Raw genomic sequence first — 16,141 nt, 5'->3', positions numbered from 1 at the left:
ACGGCAGGAACGGTACCCGCGTGCGCAGGGTGGCGGCCTGCGCCACCAGCGCGAGGTCGTGGGCCTCCTGCACCGACGCCGACGCGAGCAGCGCAAACCCGGTCTGGCGCACCGCCATCACGTCCGAGTGGTCGCCGAAGATCGACAGTCCCTGCGCGGCCAGCGACCGGGCCGCGACGTGCATGACCGCCGACGTCAGCTCACCGGCGATCTTGTACATGTTCGGAATCATCAGCAACAGACCCTGCGACGCGGTGAACGTGGTCGCCAGCGCGCCGCCCTGCAAGGCGCCGTGCAGCGCGCCCGCCGCCCCTCCTTCGCTCTGCATCTCCACCACGGTCGGTACCGTGCCCCACAGATTCGGGCGTCCGGCACTGGACCATTCGTCGGCGAGTTCCGCCATCGTCGACGAGGGGGTGATCGGATAGATGCAGCACACCTCGTTGAGCCGGTAGGCCACCGAGACACAGGCCTCGTTGCCGTCGACGGTCACTCGTGTCATGTCGGCTCCGGGAACATCTCGATGGCATGGACCGGGCACTGCTCGAAGCACTCCGCGCAACCGGTGCACTTGTCGTAGTCGTAGCGGTAGCCGTGACCGGCACCGAGTTTGACGATCGCATCCTCCGGGCACGCGCCGAGACAGCCGTCGCATTCGAAACAGTTCCCGCACGACAGGCACCGGCCCGCCTCGAACGTCGCGGCCTGCGACGACAGGCCGCCGACCACTTCGTCGAACCCCGCGGTGCGCTGCTCGGCGGGCAGTTCGGGCTGGACCCGCCGGTCGGCGTCGTCGAAATACCACAGGTGCAGCCGCTCGAAGGTCGCGATCGGATGCTTGGCCGGCCGTGCGGCGGACGTGCGACGTAGCCACGCGTCGATGTGGTGGGCGGCCTTCTTGCCGTGCCCGACCCCCGCGGTCACCGTGCGCTCCCCGGGCACCATGTCGCCGCCCGCGAAGATCCCGGGGCACCCCGTCATCAGCGACTCGTTCACCCGCACGCTGTCGTCGTGGTCGAACTCGACCCCGGGCAGCGTCCGCATGACCGCCGACTCGCCGGTGCTGCCGGTGCTGCGCTCGTCGGCAGACATGCCTCTCACCATAGGACCTCGCACCGCCGATCGTTCACCCTTCGGACAGGAACCGGGACCACGATCGGAATATCCTCCGCAGGATGTCTGTCCGGATCGAGCCGCCACCGAGGAGTGCGTGAATGAGCAACCCATCGAAGGATCCCGGTGCGCTGCAGCGCAGGCTCGGCGTGCCGGATGCGGTGATGATCGGCCTCGGCTCGATGATCGGGGCCGGCATCTTCGCGGCCCTGGCGCCCGCCGCCCGCGCGGCCGGCTCGGGACTGCTGCTCGGTTTGGCGGCGGCCGCGCTGGTCGCCTACTGCAACGCGACGTCGTCGGCGCGACTGGCGGCCCGCTATCCCGCGTCCGGCGGCACCTACGTCTACGGCCGCGAACGGCTGGGCGAGTTCTGGGGTTATCTGGCCGGATGGGCGTTCGTGGTGGGCAAGACCGCATCGTGCGCGGCGATGGCCTTGACCGTCGGGTGGTACGTGTGGCCGGATCAAGCGCACGCGGTCGCCGTGGCTGCGGTGGTGGCGTTGACGGCGGTCAACTACGCCGGGATCCACAAGTCGGCGATGCTGACCCGCGTGATCGTCGCGGTCGTGCTGGCCGTGCTCGCCGCCGTCGTGGTGGCGTCGCTGACTTCCGGGGAATCGGACCTCGCACGGGTCGGGACGGGAACGGACGCGACGATCGGAGGCGTTCTGCAGGCGGCAGGCCTGCTGTTCTTCGCGTTTGCGGGATACGCCCGGATCGCGACGCTCGGTGAGGAGGTACGCGACCCGGCTCGCACCATTCCCCGCGCAATTCCGTCGGCGCTCGGCATCACCCTCGTCGTGTACGTCGCGGTGGCCGTTGCCGTGCTGTCGGTGCTGGGTGCCGACGGGCTGGCCGACGCGACCGCGCCGCTGTCGGAGGCCGTGCGCGCCGCGGGTGTCGAATGGCTGGTGCCGGTGGTCGGCGGGGGAGCGGCGGTCGCGGCGCTGGGCTCGCTGCTCGCATTGATTCTCGGGGTGTCGCGGACGACACTGGCAATGGCCCGCGACCGGCATCTCCCGCACGCGCTGTCGGTGATCCATCCGCGGTTCCAGGTGCCACACCGCGCCGAGCTGGTGGTCGGGCTGGTGGTCGCGGTGGTGGCGGCGACCGTCGATCTGCGTGGCGCGATCGGGTTTTCGTCGTTCGGGGTGCTGGTCTACTACGCCGTCGCGAATGCTGCCGCATGGACGCTCACGCGCGGCGAGGGCCGTCCGCCGCGCTGGATTCCTGTGGTGGGGCTGGCGGGGTGCGTGGTGCTGGCGGTGTCGCTGCCGGTGTCGTCGGTGCTGGCGGGCGCGGTGGTGCTGGCTGTCGGGACCGCCGCCTACGGCGCACGGCGGGTGTGGGCCACGCGTTCCTGACCGGTCAGGAGGTGCGGGCCCGGCGGTACCAGAGCACGACCGGGATCAGCAGCAGCGAGAGCACCCCACCGGCCAGGCCGAGCGTAGCGAAACTGGTGCCGGCCACCACCACCCCGGACATGGCGCCGCCGCCGGCGCCGCCGAGCGCGATGAGCACGTCGACGGAACCCTGAGTGCGGGCGCGGTTCTGGGGGACGGTGGCGTCGACGATGAGTGCGGTGCCCGCGATCAGGCCGAAGTTCCCGCCCAGGCCCAGCAGCGCCAGGGCGAGGATGAGCCCGCCGAGGGAATCCCCGGGGGCCACGGCGGCGGCCACCCCGGCGGCCAGCAGGGTGATGCCGGAGGCGATCGCCATCGGGATGCGGCCGACCTTGTCGACGAGGGCGCCGGTGATCAGCGACGGCAGGTACATGGCACCGACGTGGATACCGATGACCAGGCCGACTTCGCCCAGATCGTGACCGTGGGCGCGCATGTGGATCGGGGTCATCGTCATGATCGCGACCATGGCGATCTGCGTCAGCACCATCACCGTCGCTCCCACGAAGACACCGACGCCGGGCCGGGCGGGCGCGACCTGCGCGTCGGCGGGAGGGCCGTCGTGGACGAGGGCGGGCGACACGTGGACCGGGAGATGCTGGGCGAGCAGGAGCGGGTCGGGCCGCAGCAGCGCGAACAGCGCTGTGCCCGCGGCGAGATAGGCCGCGGCGGCAAGCATGAACGGTCCTGCCAGGGCGGGAACGCCGACGGCGGTGGCGAGCTCACCGAGTGGTTCGACGAGGTTGGGTCCGGCCACCGCGCCGAGCGTGGTGGAGACCAGTGCGATGGAGATGGCGGTGCCGCGTTCGGTGGGCAACGCCAGATCGGTGCCGGCGTAGCGGGCCTGCAGGTTCGTCGCGGTTCCGGCGCCGTAGACGAACAGGGCGACGAAAAGCAGTATCACACTGCCGGTTACGGCTGCCACGACCACGCCGGTTGCGCCGAGACCGCCGACGGCGAAACCGGTTCCGAGCCCGATGCGGCGGCCCCGTGCCTGCGAGAGCCGGCCGACCAGGAACGCTGCCAGCGCCGAGCCCAGGGTGAACAGGCCGGCCGGTAGCCCGGAGAGGCTGTCGGTGCCGAGCATCTCCTGCGCGAGCAGCGCGCCCACGGTGATCCCGGCGGCCAGCCCGGCACCGCCGAGTACCTGACTGAGCACGACGACGGCCAGGACTCGTCGCTGCACCGCGCGGCGGGCGTCGGGGTCCCCGGCCAGGCGGGTGGCTTCGGTGGCGAGTTGGGCGGTGGGCGTCGTTTTCGACGTGGACATCGGAGACCTGTTCGTATCGGAGGGGTGGTCAGGCGGCGCGGCCGGAGTCGATGGGCATCTCGGTGAGGCGCCATTCGAGCATGCCGTCCTGGAGTCGACGGGCGCGGCGTCCCGAGGCGCGGAGCAGGTCGACCGCCTCGTACGCGAGCACGCAGTACGCGCCGCGGCAGTAGGCGACGATCTCCTGGTCGGCGGGTAGCTCGTCGATGCGCCGGGCGAGGTCGTCGAGTGGAATGGACAGTGCGCCGGGGATGTGCGCGGCCGCGTACTCCTCGGTGGGGCGGACATCGACGACGATGACGGTGCCCGCGGAGGCACGGCGGAGCAACTCGTCGCGGGTGACCTCCTCGTCTGCCGTCGGCGCGGACGAACGGCCCGAGCGAAGGTAGTCGTCCCGGACACGTTCGACGTCGGCGATCCGGTCGGTCGCCACCGTCCGCATCAGTTCGTACAGCCGCGCGACGTCCAGCCCGGCCAATCTGTAGTGCACCTTGGTGGCTTCTTTGCGGGTGGTCACCAGCCCGGCCTGCTTGAGTACCTGCAGGTGGGCCGACGCGGTACTGAGCCCCAGCTCTGCGGCTGCTGCGAGGTTCTCGACGCTGCGCTCGCCCTGGGCCAGCAGGTCGAGGAGTTCGAGTCGTTTGCCGCTGCCGAGGGCTTTTCCCACGCGGGCCAGCTGGTCGAACAGCTCGGTCTTCTTCTGCCGATCACCCATTGATCCTCCAGTAATCCATAGAATACTAGGTATGCTAGTCCATGTTCTTCGAAACAAGTCGATCCAGGAGCGCGAGCATGCCCACAGCGCAGTCCCCCGTCCTGGGCCTGCGCGAGAACGCGGCCCAGTTCACGCTTCTCGTCGCGGTCAACGCCCTCGTCGGCGGCATGGTCGGCCAGCAGCAGACCGTGCTGCCGCTCCTCGCCACCGACGAATTCGGACTGACCGGATACACATTCATCTTCACCTACGTCGCCGCGTTCGGCCTCACCAAGGCCGCCGCCAACTACTTCGCCGGCACCTGGTCGGATCGCTTCGGCCGCAAGCCCGTGCTGCTGGTGGGCTGGCTCTTCGCCATCCCCGTCCCGCTGATGCTCATCCTCGCCCCCAACTGGTGGTGGATCGTGGCCGCCAACGTGCTGCTGGGCATCAACCAGGGCCTCACCTGGTCCACCACCGTGGTGATGAAGATCGACCTCGTCGGTCCTGCCCGCCGCGGTCTGGCCATGGGACTGAACGAGGCCGCCGGATACGGCGCCGTGGCCGTCAGCTCACTCCTGGCCGGCTACCTGGCCGATCAGTACGGGCTGCGACCGGCCCCCTTCCTGCTCGGCCTCGCCTACATCGCGCTCGCACTGCTGCTGTCCGGGGTGTTCGTCCGCGAGACCCGCGACCACGCACGTCTGGAAGCCGCACAGCACATTCGGCGGGCGGACGGCCTCCACGATCACCTGCACGAGAACCTGACCGACCGGCAGATCGCCGTGCAGACCAGTTTCACCGAGCCCGCCCTGTCGTCGGCGAGTCAGGCCGGGTTGGTCAACAATCTCAACTTCGGGCTTTCCTGGGGACTGTTCCCCCTGCTGTTCGCCACCGCCGACCTGTCACCCGGACAGATCGGGTTGCTCTTCGCCCTCTATCCGGGCGTATGGGGTGCCGGACAGTTGGTCACCGGCGCCCTGTCGGACCGCATCGGGCGTAAGCACCTGATCACCGCCGGAATGAGCTTGCAGGCCGTCGCCCTCGCGTTGATCGCCGCGTCCGGCAGCTTCACCGGATGGGCGGCCGGCACAGTGCTGCTCGGGGCAGGGACCGCCATGGTCTATCCCACCCTGCTCGCCGTGATCGGCGACGTCGCCCACCCGGCCTGGCGCGGTCGCGCGGTCGGGATCTACCGGGTCTGGCGCGACAGCGGCTACGCCGTCGGCGCGATCCTCGGCGGCATCGTCGCCGATCTGATGGGACTGCACGCGGCGGTATGGATGGCCGCCGCAGTCAGTGCCGTCGCCGCTTCGGCCGTCGCCCTCCGCATGTACGAAACCCACCCCCGATCGGCTCGCGCAAGCCGGGGGAGGGGTTGATCACACCCGAGGTTCCCGCCGTTAATCGAGTGGCAGCCCACCTGCGGGATGAACTATTCTGCGACAGGCCCTCTTACGCCGTGGCCGTGTCGAATGTGCCATCGGATGCAATTCTGCCTAGTTACGGTCGCTCCCTTATTCGAGAAAGTTCGTCGGACATGCAGACCCACTCGGCGGAAGATCAACCGACCGCTGTTCCCCAGGCCGATATGGAACCCGGTGGCAAACTGCTCATCGGCGTTCTCGTCGTCGCCGCCTTCGTGATGATCCTCAACGAGACGATCATGAGCGTGGCGCTGCCCCGCCTGATGGCCGATCTCGCCATCACCGCGAGCACCGCGCAGTGGCTCACCACCGGCTTCCTGCTGACCATGGCCGTGGTGATTCCCGTCACCGGCTACCTGTTCCAGCGATTCACGTTGCGTCAAGTGTTCGTCGCGGCCATGGGCGTCTTCAGCTTCGGCACCCTGCTCGCGGCGATCGCACCCGGCTTCGAACTCCTGCTGATCGGCCGCGTGACGCAGGCCGGTGGCACGGCCATCATGCTTCCGCTGCTGATGACGACGGTGCTGCGCGTGGTTCCCGCCCACAAGCGGGGAAGCATGATGGGCATCATCTCCATCGTCATCGCGGTCGCACCCGCGATCGGCCCGACCATCTCCGGCGTCGTCCTCAACTCCCTCGACTGGCGCTGGATGTTCTGGATCGTCCTGCCCATCGCGCTCATCTCGTTCGGCATCGGAGCGATGCTGGTGAAGAACTTCACCACCCCGATCGAGGTCCCTCTCGACATCTTCTCGGTTGCGCTGTCGGTCTTCGCATTCGGCGGCATCGTCTACGGCCTGAGCAGCATCGGGCATTCGGCCGACGGCTCGGGGGTGCCGGTGTGGGTTCCGCTCGGCGTCGGCGTGGTGGCGCTGATCGTGTTCGTGCACCGGCAGCTCGCCCGACAGGACGACGGACGTGCCCTGCTCGACATGCGCCCGTTCGCGACACCGACGTTCAGCATCGGCCTCGGCATGCTGTCGATCAGCATGATGTCGCTGTTCGGTGCCCTGATCCTGCTGCCGCTGTATCTGCAGAACGTCCGTGGCCTCGACACCCTCACCACCGGGCTGCTCCTGCTTCCGGGCGGCCTGATCATGGGCCTGTTGTCGCCGTTCGCCGGCCGGATCTTCGACCGCACCGGTCCGCGCGTGCTCGTCATCCCCGGTGCAGTGGTCGTCAGTGCGGCGCTGTGGCTGATGACCCTGCTCGACGCGGAGTCGAGCCTGCCGATGGTCGTCGGCATCCACTCGCTGATGATGGCCGGCCTCGCGACGGTGATGACACCGCTGATGACGTCGTCCCTGGGGTCGCTGCCCAGCGAGCTCTACTCGCACGGCAGCGCCATCTTCAGCACCGTCCAGCAGTTGGCGGGTGCCGCGGGCACCGCGCTGTTCATCACGGTCATGTCGTACACCGCGGCGTCGCGCGCGGCCGACGGCGCGACCGAGATCGGCGCGAACCAGGACGGCATCCACACCGCGTTCCTGTACGGCGGGGTCGTGTCACTGCTCGCCGTCGTGGCGGCATTCTTCGTCCGGAAGCCGGCAGCGCAGCTGGTCGATCGGTCCTAGGGACGATCCAGCACCTCGCGCAGTTTCGCGGCGAAGGCCTCCGGGTCGCCCGGCATGCCGGACTCGGCGCCCATGAAACCACCGTGATCGCCGGGGAACATGGTGAGGTCCACGCCGAGCCGCCGGGCGATCTCCGCCGTTGCACGCGCGGCGACCTGCCCGTCGGATTCTCGGCCCGCCGCGGCGATCACCCGGGTGGAGGCGGCAGTGAGGGCGTCGAAGTCGGGCCGGTAGCTGGTGCAGGACAGCAGGTTCTGGCTGAGCAGGGCATCGTCGCGGGAGCCGTCGTCGTCGGTGGGGAGTCCGAATGCGGCCGGGTCGGGGGCGGGTTCGTCGAGGTAGGTGTCGGGGAACGAACCGACCCTGCTCACCAGAGCGATGAACTTCGCCATCGCCGGTCCCGTCCCACTGCGCTGGTAGGTGTCGTAGATGTCGCGGCATACGGCCAGAATTTGTTCGCTGTCGGGTAACAGCGGGCACGCCGGCGGTTCGTGCGCGACGAGCGTGTGCACCTGCCCGGGATGCTGCGACACCAGCGCAAGTCCGTTGACGGCACCGCCGCTGGTGCCGAACAGGTCGATCGCGCCGACATCGAGTGTCTCGATCAGCCGGTGCAGGTCGTCGGCGTGCAGTTCGGGTGTCGAATGTGGAGCGTCGGTGCGGACGCTGCGGCCGGTGCCGCGTGGGTCGTACGTCACCACCGGTCGGTCGGCGAAGTGCGATGCGAGCGCGACGAACCCGGACGCGTCCATCGGGCATCCGGCCAGGAGCAGGACCGGGGTGTCGGGGTCGCGATCCTGCAGGTCGCCGCGGACGTCGTAGACGAGGCGGGCGCCGGGAACCTCGAGCGCGCGGGTGTCGATGGGGGCTGCGGTGTTGCTGTCGGTGGCGGTCATGCCGGTACAGACCCCAGCGGAATCCGGAACTCATCGCTGCTCGGCACACCGTTTGACGACGAGCGGCCGCGGGCATCCGGTTTCATGGCCAGCTCCGAACCGTTTCTGCCGATCAAGCACACCGGACCCGACGAGATCGATGCCGCAGATCCCGGGCGAGGCGCTCCGGGGACCGAGCCCGATCCCGAGCCCTCCGACGAGGAGGTCGAGAGGGAGGAGCACGAGTTCGAGCAGCGCATGGAGCACGCCCGCGAGGGGAAGTCGCTGTTCCGCACTCCGAAGCCGCACTCGGATACCTGAGGCGAACGAGGCCGGTACCCACCCGGCTCCGTGCCGGTCAGGTGTTCTGAGCCCGCCCGCGCGCGATGACGTCGGCACGGCGCTCGGCGACACGTGCCGGCGAGAAATCCTTCATCCACTGCTGTGAGGTCTCGTCCTCGGCCCGCAGTGCGGGTTCGGCGACGTGTTCTTCGGATCGACGGTACGACGCGAGCAGGGTGCGCACGCCCGGCTGGTCGTTGCCGGCAATGGTCGTCGCGACCGCAAGCGCCGTGTCGAGCAGCTCTTCGTGTGCGACGACCTGGGTGACCAGTCCCGCGCGCAGTGCCTCGCCGGCGTCGACGAAGTCGCCCGACAGGCTCATGCGGCGTGCGAAGCCGGCCCCTACTGCCGCGGGGAGCCGGTAGGTCAGGCCCCACCCGGGCAGCACGCCGACGCGAGCGTGGGTGTCGGCGAATCGTGCTCGGTCGGAGGCGATGAGGAAATCACACGCCAAGGCTATTTCGAGGCCGCCTGTGATCGCTGCGCCGTTGATCGCGCCGATCAGGGGCTTGGACAGTGGCTTCCACGGGTGTCCGACCGGCACGGTGTCGTCGGCGATCAATCCGACGTTGCCGCCGTCGGCACCGAGTTCCCGCAGGTCCACGCCGGCGCAGAAGGCGGGGTCGGTCCCGGTGAGGATGACGGCGGCGGTCTGCTCGTCGTCGTCGGCTGCGGCGAGTTCGCTGCGGAGGGCGTCGATGAGGGCCGAGCTCAGCGCGTTGCGCTGCCGAGGACGGTTGAAGGTGAGCATCCGCACGGGTCCCCGCTGCTCGGTGAGCAAGATCTGGGAGTTGCTGTCGGCCATGGTTTGTCCTCGTCTCTCGGCGATCGCCTGATCGGCACCCGCAGTATAACGAACGCTAAGTTCCGTTTTTTTCGAGCAATCCTCTACGGAACCTACGCAAGCGGCGCAAAATACCAGTGTCGAACGACATCTCACTGAAGGGGGCCGGCGTGTCCGAAGATGTGCGTACCACTCAGGGAGGTATCGATCCGGATCGACGCGATGTCGGGCAGGGAATCGCTGCCGTCACCTCCATCGCGGCGGCAGCGCTTTTGGTGACTGTCGGTGTTCTGCAACTGCTGCAGGGAATTGCCGCGGTGGCGAAGGACGAGGTGTTCGTGATCGGCCTCGAATACACCTACAAATTCGATATCTCGACGTGGGGTTGGGTCCACATCGTGCTCGGTATCGTCGTCGCCCTGGTGGGTGCTGTCCTGTTCACCGGAGCAACTTGGGCGCGCGTAATTGCGATCGTCATCGCGGCACTCTCGCTTGTCGCCAACTTTCTGTGGTTGCCCTACTACCCCTGGTGGTCGGTTCTGATCATCGCGCTCGATGTCGTGGTCATCTGGGCGATCGCGACCTGGGAACCCCGGCGCGTCTACTGACGTCGACAGGCAGAAGGGCCGTCGATGGACTCCACCGACTTCGCCACGACCGCCGAAGGCGTCGCCTTCTACCGCGCCTACGACCGCGTGCTTGCCAAATGGCCGGTCGAGACGACACGTGTCGACCTCGCATCGCAGTACGGAACAACCCGGGTCAACTCGTGCGGCCCGAGCGGTGCCCCACCGGTGATTCTCTTGCCCGGCGGCGGCGCGACCTCCGCGGTGTGGTTCGCCAACGTCGCAACCCTGGCCGAGGGGTACCACGTCTATGCGGTGGACCTGATGGGCGACGTCGGGCGAAGTGTTCCGTCCGGCACACCGCTACGAACCGTCGACGACCTGATGTCCTGGCTCGACACCGTCGTCGACGCGATAGGAGAAACCGGTCTCCGTCTGGTCGGGCATTCGTACGGCGCGATGATCGCGCTGGCCTATGCGCTGCGCGCCCCCGAACGCGTCCGGACGCTGACGCTGCTCGACCCCAACTCGTGCTTCGCGGGCATGCGTGCCCCGTACCTGGCCCGTGCGGTGCCGCTGCTTCTCCGCCCGACCGAGCAGCGTCAGCGCAACTTCATCCGATGGGAGACCGGTAACCGGCACGTCGACCCGGAGTGGCTCGACCTTCTCGCACTCGGAGCGGCGACTTTTCCGGCCTCCAAGACGATCGTGCCGAAACGGCCGAAACGCACTGCGCTGCAGAACCTGGCGGTCGAGACGACGGTGGTCCTCGCTGCCGAGAGCAAGGTGCACGACAGCAGACGGCTGGCCGCCCACATTACGGAGTCGTTTCCGCAAATCGGCACCGTCGTCGTCGAGGAGGCTTCTCACCACGGTATGCCGATGCAACCGGCGCAGGCGCTGAACGATGTTCTGAGGCAATCGCTTTGATGCTCCCGCCGTCGTGTGGCCGTTCGAGCGGTGGCACAGCGCAGACCGAGCGTGCCACCGACTCTCAGGACATCGATCAGTAGGGCATACAGCGTCGCGGGCACGGACGATCGGTGAGCGCGGTGACGCGATGGGGGCTCCGAGCGCGCACGGGTAGCGTTCGGTGGCATGAGTACCCTTCAGGAAGTCGGCGACCGCGAGTCGTGGCGATGCTGGTTGTGCGACGAGCCGGTGGACCCCGACATGTCGGTCAACGACCCGCGCGGCCCCAGCATCGATAGCATCAACACAGCCAAGAAGGGTGCCAAGGGCAAGGGCAAGGACGGGGTGGAGCGGCTCGCGCACCGTGCCTGCAACACCAAGAAAGGTGCGGTCAAGCCGGTCGTACCGTGGCCCGACCGGTTGTTCGTCGTCGACCCGGCGCCCATCGTGGAAACGGTCGAACAGCTCAAACGTAAGGGCGGACGCGTCGCCGTCGCCCGGTGTCCCGGGAAAACGGACGCCGAGGACGCCGCCGCGTGGTTGCTCGACAGACTGTCGCGGTTGGCGCCGGAACAACGGTTCGAGACGCAGATCGATTCCGCCGGCGGTGGGTTCCTGCTGGTGCTGAAGGCGTAGACCTACGGCTCCCGGGCGGCTCGGTGGACATGCCCACCGGAAGAGGTGTCGGCGAAGAGGTCGCGGAGCATCTCTGCGGCGGATTCAGGGGCCCGCACCTCGAGGACGGCGACCTTCCCCTGCAGGTGGAGGCTGAAATCGTAGAACGGGCAGCATCGCTGCTCGGCCAGCGCGAGCTCGACGACGGTTCCCGCACGCTCGCTGGGAACGATCAGGCGGAGACCGTGCGGAATCGGTTCCCTGACGGTACCGGCGAGAGCCTGTCCCCAGTGCTGCACGCGCTCTTCGTGCCGGCCGGCATCGAGGGAACAGGCGACCGGCGGCTCTGTGGACGTGACGGCGCTGTAGACAGTGGACGGTGTGGCGACGACCGTGTGGTGTGCCGGTGCCGTGACGAATCCGCACTCCGTGTCGCACAGTTCGGCGCGGGCGGGAAGCGCCTCGAGCTGCACCAAGGCGTCGCGTAGGAAATCGGAGAACGCCGATAGGTCCGCCGTCCGTGCGGTCACGTCTTCGAGGTGTGCAGCGACCATCGGCCGGAGTCGGTCGCGCACGTCGGCGCAAGCGTCGTGTTCCCACACGTCCAGCACGTCGCGGATTTCGTCGAGTGAGAGCCCGACCTGTTTGGCGGCGCGGATGAACGCGATGCGGTCGACATCCCGATCCGTGTAGACGCGGTACCCGCTGACGGTCCGGTCGGCGGGCACGAGTCCGGCGGATTCGTAGTACCGCAGTGTGGTGGACGGAACGCCGGTGCGTTCGGCGAGCTGAGAGATTCGCATCGTGCTCACGATTCGACGGTAAACCTTCGAGTCGGCTCGAAGGTCAAGTCTCTACGCGGCGGCCAAGTCGAGCCCCGACTGGTCCGGCGATTCGGCGGTCAGGTCCAAGCGGGTCAGGACGTCCCCGTTTTCGCCGAGCAGGGCGTATCGGCCCGGCATCAGACCGGCGAACAGGAACGACCCGTCGGCGGTGGTGACCACGCTGCGGTCGATGCGCTGCTCGCACGCATCCAGCCCCGTCAGCCAAATCCGAGTGTGGGGACGGAAGACGCCACCGATCCGTCCGTTCGCCGCCGACTCGGCCTCCTTCGGCTCCTGGCCCGGCACCCAGATCGGCGCTCCGTCCGGCGGAGCGCATACGGGGACCTCGTGTGAAGCGGGGTCCTGTGCGGCCGTCGGCGTCGCGAAGGCCCACGCCCCTGCCGTCACTGCCGCAGCAACTATCGCAATCCGGAATACGCGTGTGATTTCACTGGAGTGCATGGGATTTCCTTTCGTTCAACACCGCGAAAGGACACCGAGTGCCCGACAACTCGCTCGGCTGTCGTCCGTTGATAACCGTCCGTTATATGCGGAAAGATTTCAGGGCGGGACCGCGCATGCTCCTCTCGAAGTCACTTCGGCACAGACGATTCCGAAGGACACCTCTATCGGCCGGTGTGCAGCCGATAGCCGGCTGCAGACTTGGGGACCAGCCCGATTGCTCTGCGGCCCAAGACTTCACCAGAAATGATGGCATCGGTGGTCCGCGAGATCAGTTCCGTATCTCGGATCTCGGTGGGGCCGTCATCTGCCCTCCTGATAGTGCTGTACGCCCCCGCGTGCTGCATCCCCTTGGTTGAAAGGATAACGATACTCTGCGCCGGTTCGGATAGCCATCCTCCCGAATAGATGAAAACGCAACCCGAGAGGCGATTGGATGATCGAAAACGTAATGAATACAACCCTTTTGGCGTGACGCTTCTGTTAGTCGGCGGCCACAAAACGTTATACACGGTCGTCCAGTCCGAATGGTAGGCCGCCCGGTCCGGGGCGGGCGGCGATACGCTGACCAGCGTCGGATCGGACTTCGGAGTGAGGACACATGACGGTCGGCGAGCGCCCGATGAACCTTCGACGGTTGTCGCTACGCCTCGCCGGGATCCGTGCCGGCACGGACGACGACAAGTTGGCGGCCGGATTTCTACTTGCGGCCACCATCGTCGCGCTGGTCTGGGCCAACGTGGGGGACTCGTACGAGTCGTTCTGGCACACACCGCTGACCGTCCGGATCGGCGACTACGGTATCGGCCTCGACCTGAAGCACTGGGTCAACGACGCCTTGATGACACTGTTCTTCTTCGTCGTCGGGCTCGAGGTGAAACGCGAACTCACCATCGGCGAGCTCACCGATCGCACGCGGGCGGCAGTCCCGCTGACGGCAGCGATCGCCGGTCTGGCAATGCCTGCTGCGCTCTACCTCATGCTCAACCCCAGTGGGGAGGCGGCCGGCGCGTGGGGAGTGGTGGTCTCCACCGACACGGCGTTCGTATTGGGTGCGCTCGCGCTGGTCGGCCCTCGATGTCCGGCGCGTCTGCGGGTTTTCCTCCTGACCCTCGCAGTGGCCGACGACATCGGTGCCCTGGCGATCATCGCCTTCTTCTACACCGACGAACTCCGGCTGGGTTATCTCCTGCCCGGCGCGGTGGGACTGCTCCTCATCCTGCAGTTTCGCCGGCTCGAGGTGTGGCGTGGCATCGCCTACTTCATCGTGGCAGCGGGCACCTGGGTGGCGTTCTACGAGTCGGGAGTGCACCCCACTCTCGCCGGTGTGCTCATCGCGCTGATCCTGCCCGTCTACCCTCCACGGCGCAGCGAGGTGGAACGCGCCGGTGAGCTCACGCGCGCATTCCGTCAATCACCCAACCCCGACTATGCGCGCGCGGCACAGCTCGGTGTGCTCCGGGCGGTGTCCGTCAACGAGCGGCTGCTGCGGTTCTATCAGCCGTACACCGCGTTTCTCGTGGTGCCGATCTTCGCTCTCGCCAATGCCGGCGTGGTGGTCACCGGCCGGACCGTGAGCGACGCGATCCGGTCGCCGATCACATGGGGCATCATCCTCGGTTTGGTGGTGGGCAAACTGGCCGGCATCACCGTGGCCACCGCCGTGTTCTCTCGGCTGCGCCCGGGGAGCCTGCCACCGGGGCTGACACTGTCGCAGATCAGCGGGGGCGCCGCGCTCGCCGGGATCGGATTCACCATCTCTCTGTTCATCGTGGACCTGGCGATCGAATCTCCGGAGGCGGCCAACGATGCCCGCCTCGGGGTGCTCGTCGCGGCCGTTCTCGCGACCGGGTTGGGCTGGGCGTTGTTCAGATTGTCGGATCGTCGCGGCTCGCCCCACAATGTCGCCGGGTCGGTGTTGTTGCGTCCTGTCGATGCGGACCGAGATCACCTGCGCGGACCGGACGACGCACCGCTCACCCTCGTCGAATACGGAGACTTCGAGTGTCCGTTCTGCAGCAAGGCCACCGGAAGTATCCGGGAGGTCCACGCGCATTTCGGCGACCAGCTCCGCTACGTCTTCCGGCACCTGCCGATCGACGAGGTGCATCCGCATGCGCGTTTCGCAGCCGAGGCCGTCGAGGCCGCCGCCGCGCAGGGCAGGTTCTGGGAGATGCACGACCACCTCTTCGCCAACAGCGACGCCCTCTCCGAAGACGAAATCTACGAACACGCCGCGCAATTGGGCCTCGATACCGAGCAGTTCGCCGAGGACCTGCGACTGGGGCATCACCGGCATCGAGTGGAGGACGACGACCTCGACGCCGAGTCCAGCGACGTGCGCCGGACCCCGACGTTCTATCTCGGTGCCACAGGTTCGGATCTCACTCTGCACACCGGCCCGTTCGATGCCGCGACCTTGATCCGGAAGCTCGAAGACGCACGCGATCGGTGACAGCTCGAAGGTCGGATCCAGCGCTTCGAAAACTCCCCCCAGCGCCTGCAGGTACCGTTCCGTGAATGGTGAACTCAGATCACGGCGCGCCCGGTGACGCCCCGACCGTGCCGCCGCCGCTGACGGAGGTCGTGAACGCGTCCCGGCCGTCCGCCGCCGAGGAGGCACGCACGGTCGCGGCGTCGACCAACATGGGCACCCTTGCGACCCTGACCAAGGACGGCGACCCCTGGGCGTCGTTTGTGACCTACGGACTGCTTGGCGGCTCTCCCGTGCTGTGCGTATCCCGCATGGCGGAGCACGGTCGTAATCTCGAGCTGGATCCGCGCGCCAGCATCGCGATCGTGGCCCCCGGCGTACCGTCCGATCCCTTGGCCAGTACCCGCATCACACTGTCCGGGTATGTCGAGCGTCCGGTCGGTGACGAGCTGGCCGCAGCCCGAGAAGCGCATCTGGCGGCCGTTCCGGCGGCACGCATCTACATCGATTTCAGCGACTTCTCTGTATGGGTGCTGCGGGTTCAGCGGGTGCGCTGGGTCGGTGGATACGGGCGGATGGATTCGGCCACCGCCGAGGCCTACGCCGAGGCGCTGCCCGATCCCATCACCCCTACGGCCGGCGGCGCGATTGCGCATCTCAACGACGACCACGCCGATGCGCTGTTGGCGATGACGCAGAAGCTCGGCGGATTCCCGGACGCTACCGCGGCCACCTGCGTCGGAGCCGACCGTTACGGATTGGATCTGCGCGTCACCACCCCGCGCGGCCGTGCCATGACGCGCGTGGGATACCGGTCGCCGCTCAACTCGTCCGACGAATTACGAT

The 16,141-nt window shown here is 67.8% G+C and carries 15 protein-coding genes and 2 pseudogenes; 9 read left to right on the top strand and 8 right to left on the bottom strand.

The annotated features are described in order from the left end of the window. Together Q8814_RS18190 and Q8814_RS18185 are read right to left on the bottom strand one after the other, a co-directional pair. Positions 1-502: pseudogene (locus tag Q8814_RS18190) on the bottom strand (pyruvate:ferredoxin (flavodoxin) oxidoreductase); the annotation flags it as partial. Continuing rightward, positions 499-1,068, bottom strand: a pseudogene (locus tag Q8814_RS18185) (4Fe-4S dicluster domain-containing protein); the annotation flags it as partial. The pseudogenes Q8814_RS18185 and Q8814_RS18190, both read right to left, overlap by 4 nt. 146 nt (positions 1,069-1,214) lie before the next feature. Between Q8814_RS18185 and Q8814_RS18180 the strand changes: the two are divergent. Then, positions 1,215-2,477, top strand: coding sequence for an APC family permease (locus Q8814_RS18180; RefSeq protein ID WP_330153398.1), 1,263 nt, complete (start codon positions 1,215-1,217; stop codon positions 2,475-2,477). Positions 2,478-2,481: 4 nt separating this feature from the next. On the opposite strand, the gene Q8814_RS18175 is transcribed toward Q8814_RS18180, so the two are convergent. Both Q8814_RS18175 and Q8814_RS18170 read right to left on the bottom strand, forming a co-directional pair. Beyond that, positions 2,482-3,786: an MFS transporter gene (locus Q8814_RS18175; RefSeq protein ID WP_330153397.1), complete on the bottom strand. Its 1,305-nt coding sequence runs from the start codon at positions 3,784-3,786 to the stop codon at positions 2,482-2,484. Positions 3,787-3,814: 28 nt separating this feature from the next. Then, entirely contained in the window at positions 3,815-4,501 is a 687-nt protein-coding gene (locus Q8814_RS18170) for an ArsR/SmtB family transcription factor (protein WP_330153396.1), read from the bottom strand. A 77-nt stretch (positions 4,502-4,578) separates the two neighbouring features. On the opposite strand from Q8814_RS18170, the gene Q8814_RS18165 reads away from it, so the two are divergent. Together Q8814_RS18165 and Q8814_RS18160 are read left to right on the top strand one after the other, a co-directional pair. Further along, positions 4,579-5,862, top strand: coding sequence for an MFS transporter (locus Q8814_RS18165; RefSeq protein ID WP_330153395.1), 1,284 nt, complete (start codon positions 4,579-4,581; stop codon positions 5,860-5,862). Between the two features lie 158 nt (positions 5,863-6,020). Next, entirely contained in the window at positions 6,021-7,481 is a 1,461-nt protein-coding gene (locus Q8814_RS18160) for a DHA2 family efflux MFS transporter permease subunit (RefSeq protein WP_330153394.1), read from the top strand. Here Q8814_RS18160 and Q8814_RS18155 read toward each other — a convergent pair. Beyond that, positions 7,478-8,377, bottom strand: a complete 900-nt coding sequence (locus Q8814_RS18155) for an alpha/beta fold hydrolase (RefSeq protein ID WP_330153393.1) — start codon at positions 8,375-8,377, stop codon at positions 7,478-7,480. The genes Q8814_RS18160 and Q8814_RS18155 overlap by 4 nt on opposite strands. A gap of 84 nt (positions 8,378-8,461) precedes the next feature. On the opposite strand from Q8814_RS18155, the gene Q8814_RS18150 reads away from it, so the two are divergent. Then, positions 8,462-8,677 (top strand): hypothetical protein, encoded by a 216-nt coding sequence (locus Q8814_RS18150; RefSeq protein WP_330153392.1) that lies wholly within the window; start codon positions 8,462-8,464, stop codon positions 8,675-8,677. Between the two features lie 37 nt (positions 8,678-8,714). Here Q8814_RS18150 and Q8814_RS18145 read toward each other — a convergent pair whose 3' ends face one another. After that, positions 8,715-9,503 (bottom strand): enoyl-CoA hydratase, encoded by a 789-nt coding sequence (locus tag Q8814_RS18145; protein WP_330153391.1) that lies wholly within the window; start codon positions 9,501-9,503, stop codon positions 8,715-8,717. Positions 9,504-9,652: 149 nt separating this feature from the next. Between Q8814_RS18145 and Q8814_RS18140 the strand changes: the two genes are divergently transcribed. The 3 genes from Q8814_RS18140 to Q8814_RS18130 all read left to right on the top strand — a co-directional run bounded on the left by Q8814_RS18140 (position 9,653) and on the right by Q8814_RS18130 (position 11,596). After that, positions 9,653-10,090 carry a DUF7144 family membrane protein gene (locus Q8814_RS18140; protein ID WP_330153390.1) on the top strand — a complete coding sequence of 146 codons (438 nt, stop codon included), beginning with the start codon at positions 9,653-9,655 and terminating at the stop codon, positions 10,088-10,090. Positions 10,091-10,114: 24 nt separating this feature from the next. Beyond that, a complete protein-coding gene (locus tag Q8814_RS18135; RefSeq protein ID WP_330153389.1) occupies positions 10,115-10,978 on the top strand; it encodes an alpha/beta fold hydrolase in 864 nt (287 codons plus the stop codon). A gap of 168 nt (positions 10,979-11,146) precedes the next feature. Continuing rightward, the gene (locus Q8814_RS18130; RefSeq protein ID WP_330153388.1) at positions 11,147-11,596 is read left to right on the top strand and encodes a hypothetical protein; all 450 of its coding nucleotides are present in this window, start codon (positions 11,147-11,149) and stop codon (positions 11,594-11,596) included. 2 nt (positions 11,597-11,598) lie between these two features. Here Q8814_RS18130 and Q8814_RS18125 read toward each other — a convergent pair whose 3' ends face one another. Then, complete coding sequence (locus tag Q8814_RS18125) at positions 11,599-12,378, bottom strand: MerR family transcriptional regulator (RefSeq protein WP_330153399.1); 780 nt, start codon at positions 12,376-12,378, stop codon at positions 11,599-11,601. Positions 12,379-12,429: 51 nt separating this feature from the next. Continuing rightward, positions 12,430-12,861, bottom strand: a complete 432-nt coding sequence (locus Q8814_RS18120) for a hypothetical protein (protein ID WP_330153387.1) — start codon at positions 12,859-12,861, stop codon at positions 12,430-12,432. Between the two features lie 601 nt (positions 12,862-13,462). Between Q8814_RS18120 and nhaA the strand changes: the two genes are divergently transcribed. After that, complete coding sequence (gene nhaA / locus Q8814_RS18115; RefSeq protein ID WP_330153386.1) at positions 13,463-15,316, top strand: Na+/H+ antiporter NhaA; 1,854 nt, start codon at positions 13,463-13,465, stop codon at positions 15,314-15,316. A gap of 65 nt (positions 15,317-15,381) precedes the next feature. Continuing rightward, the coding region (locus tag Q8814_RS18110) for a HugZ family pyridoxamine 5'-phosphate oxidase (RefSeq protein ID WP_330153385.1) at positions 15,382-16,141 on the top strand (760 nt) is incomplete at its 3' end.

Origin of the sequence: Rhodococcus chondri (assembly GCF_036327435.1) — a bacterium.
GTDB lineage: Bacteria > Actinomycetota > Actinomycetes > Mycobacteriales > Mycobacteriaceae > Rhodococcus > Rhodococcus chondri.
The sequence above is the reverse complement of the archived record's forward strand: the minus strand, read 5'-3'. Positions and strand labels throughout refer to the sequence as shown.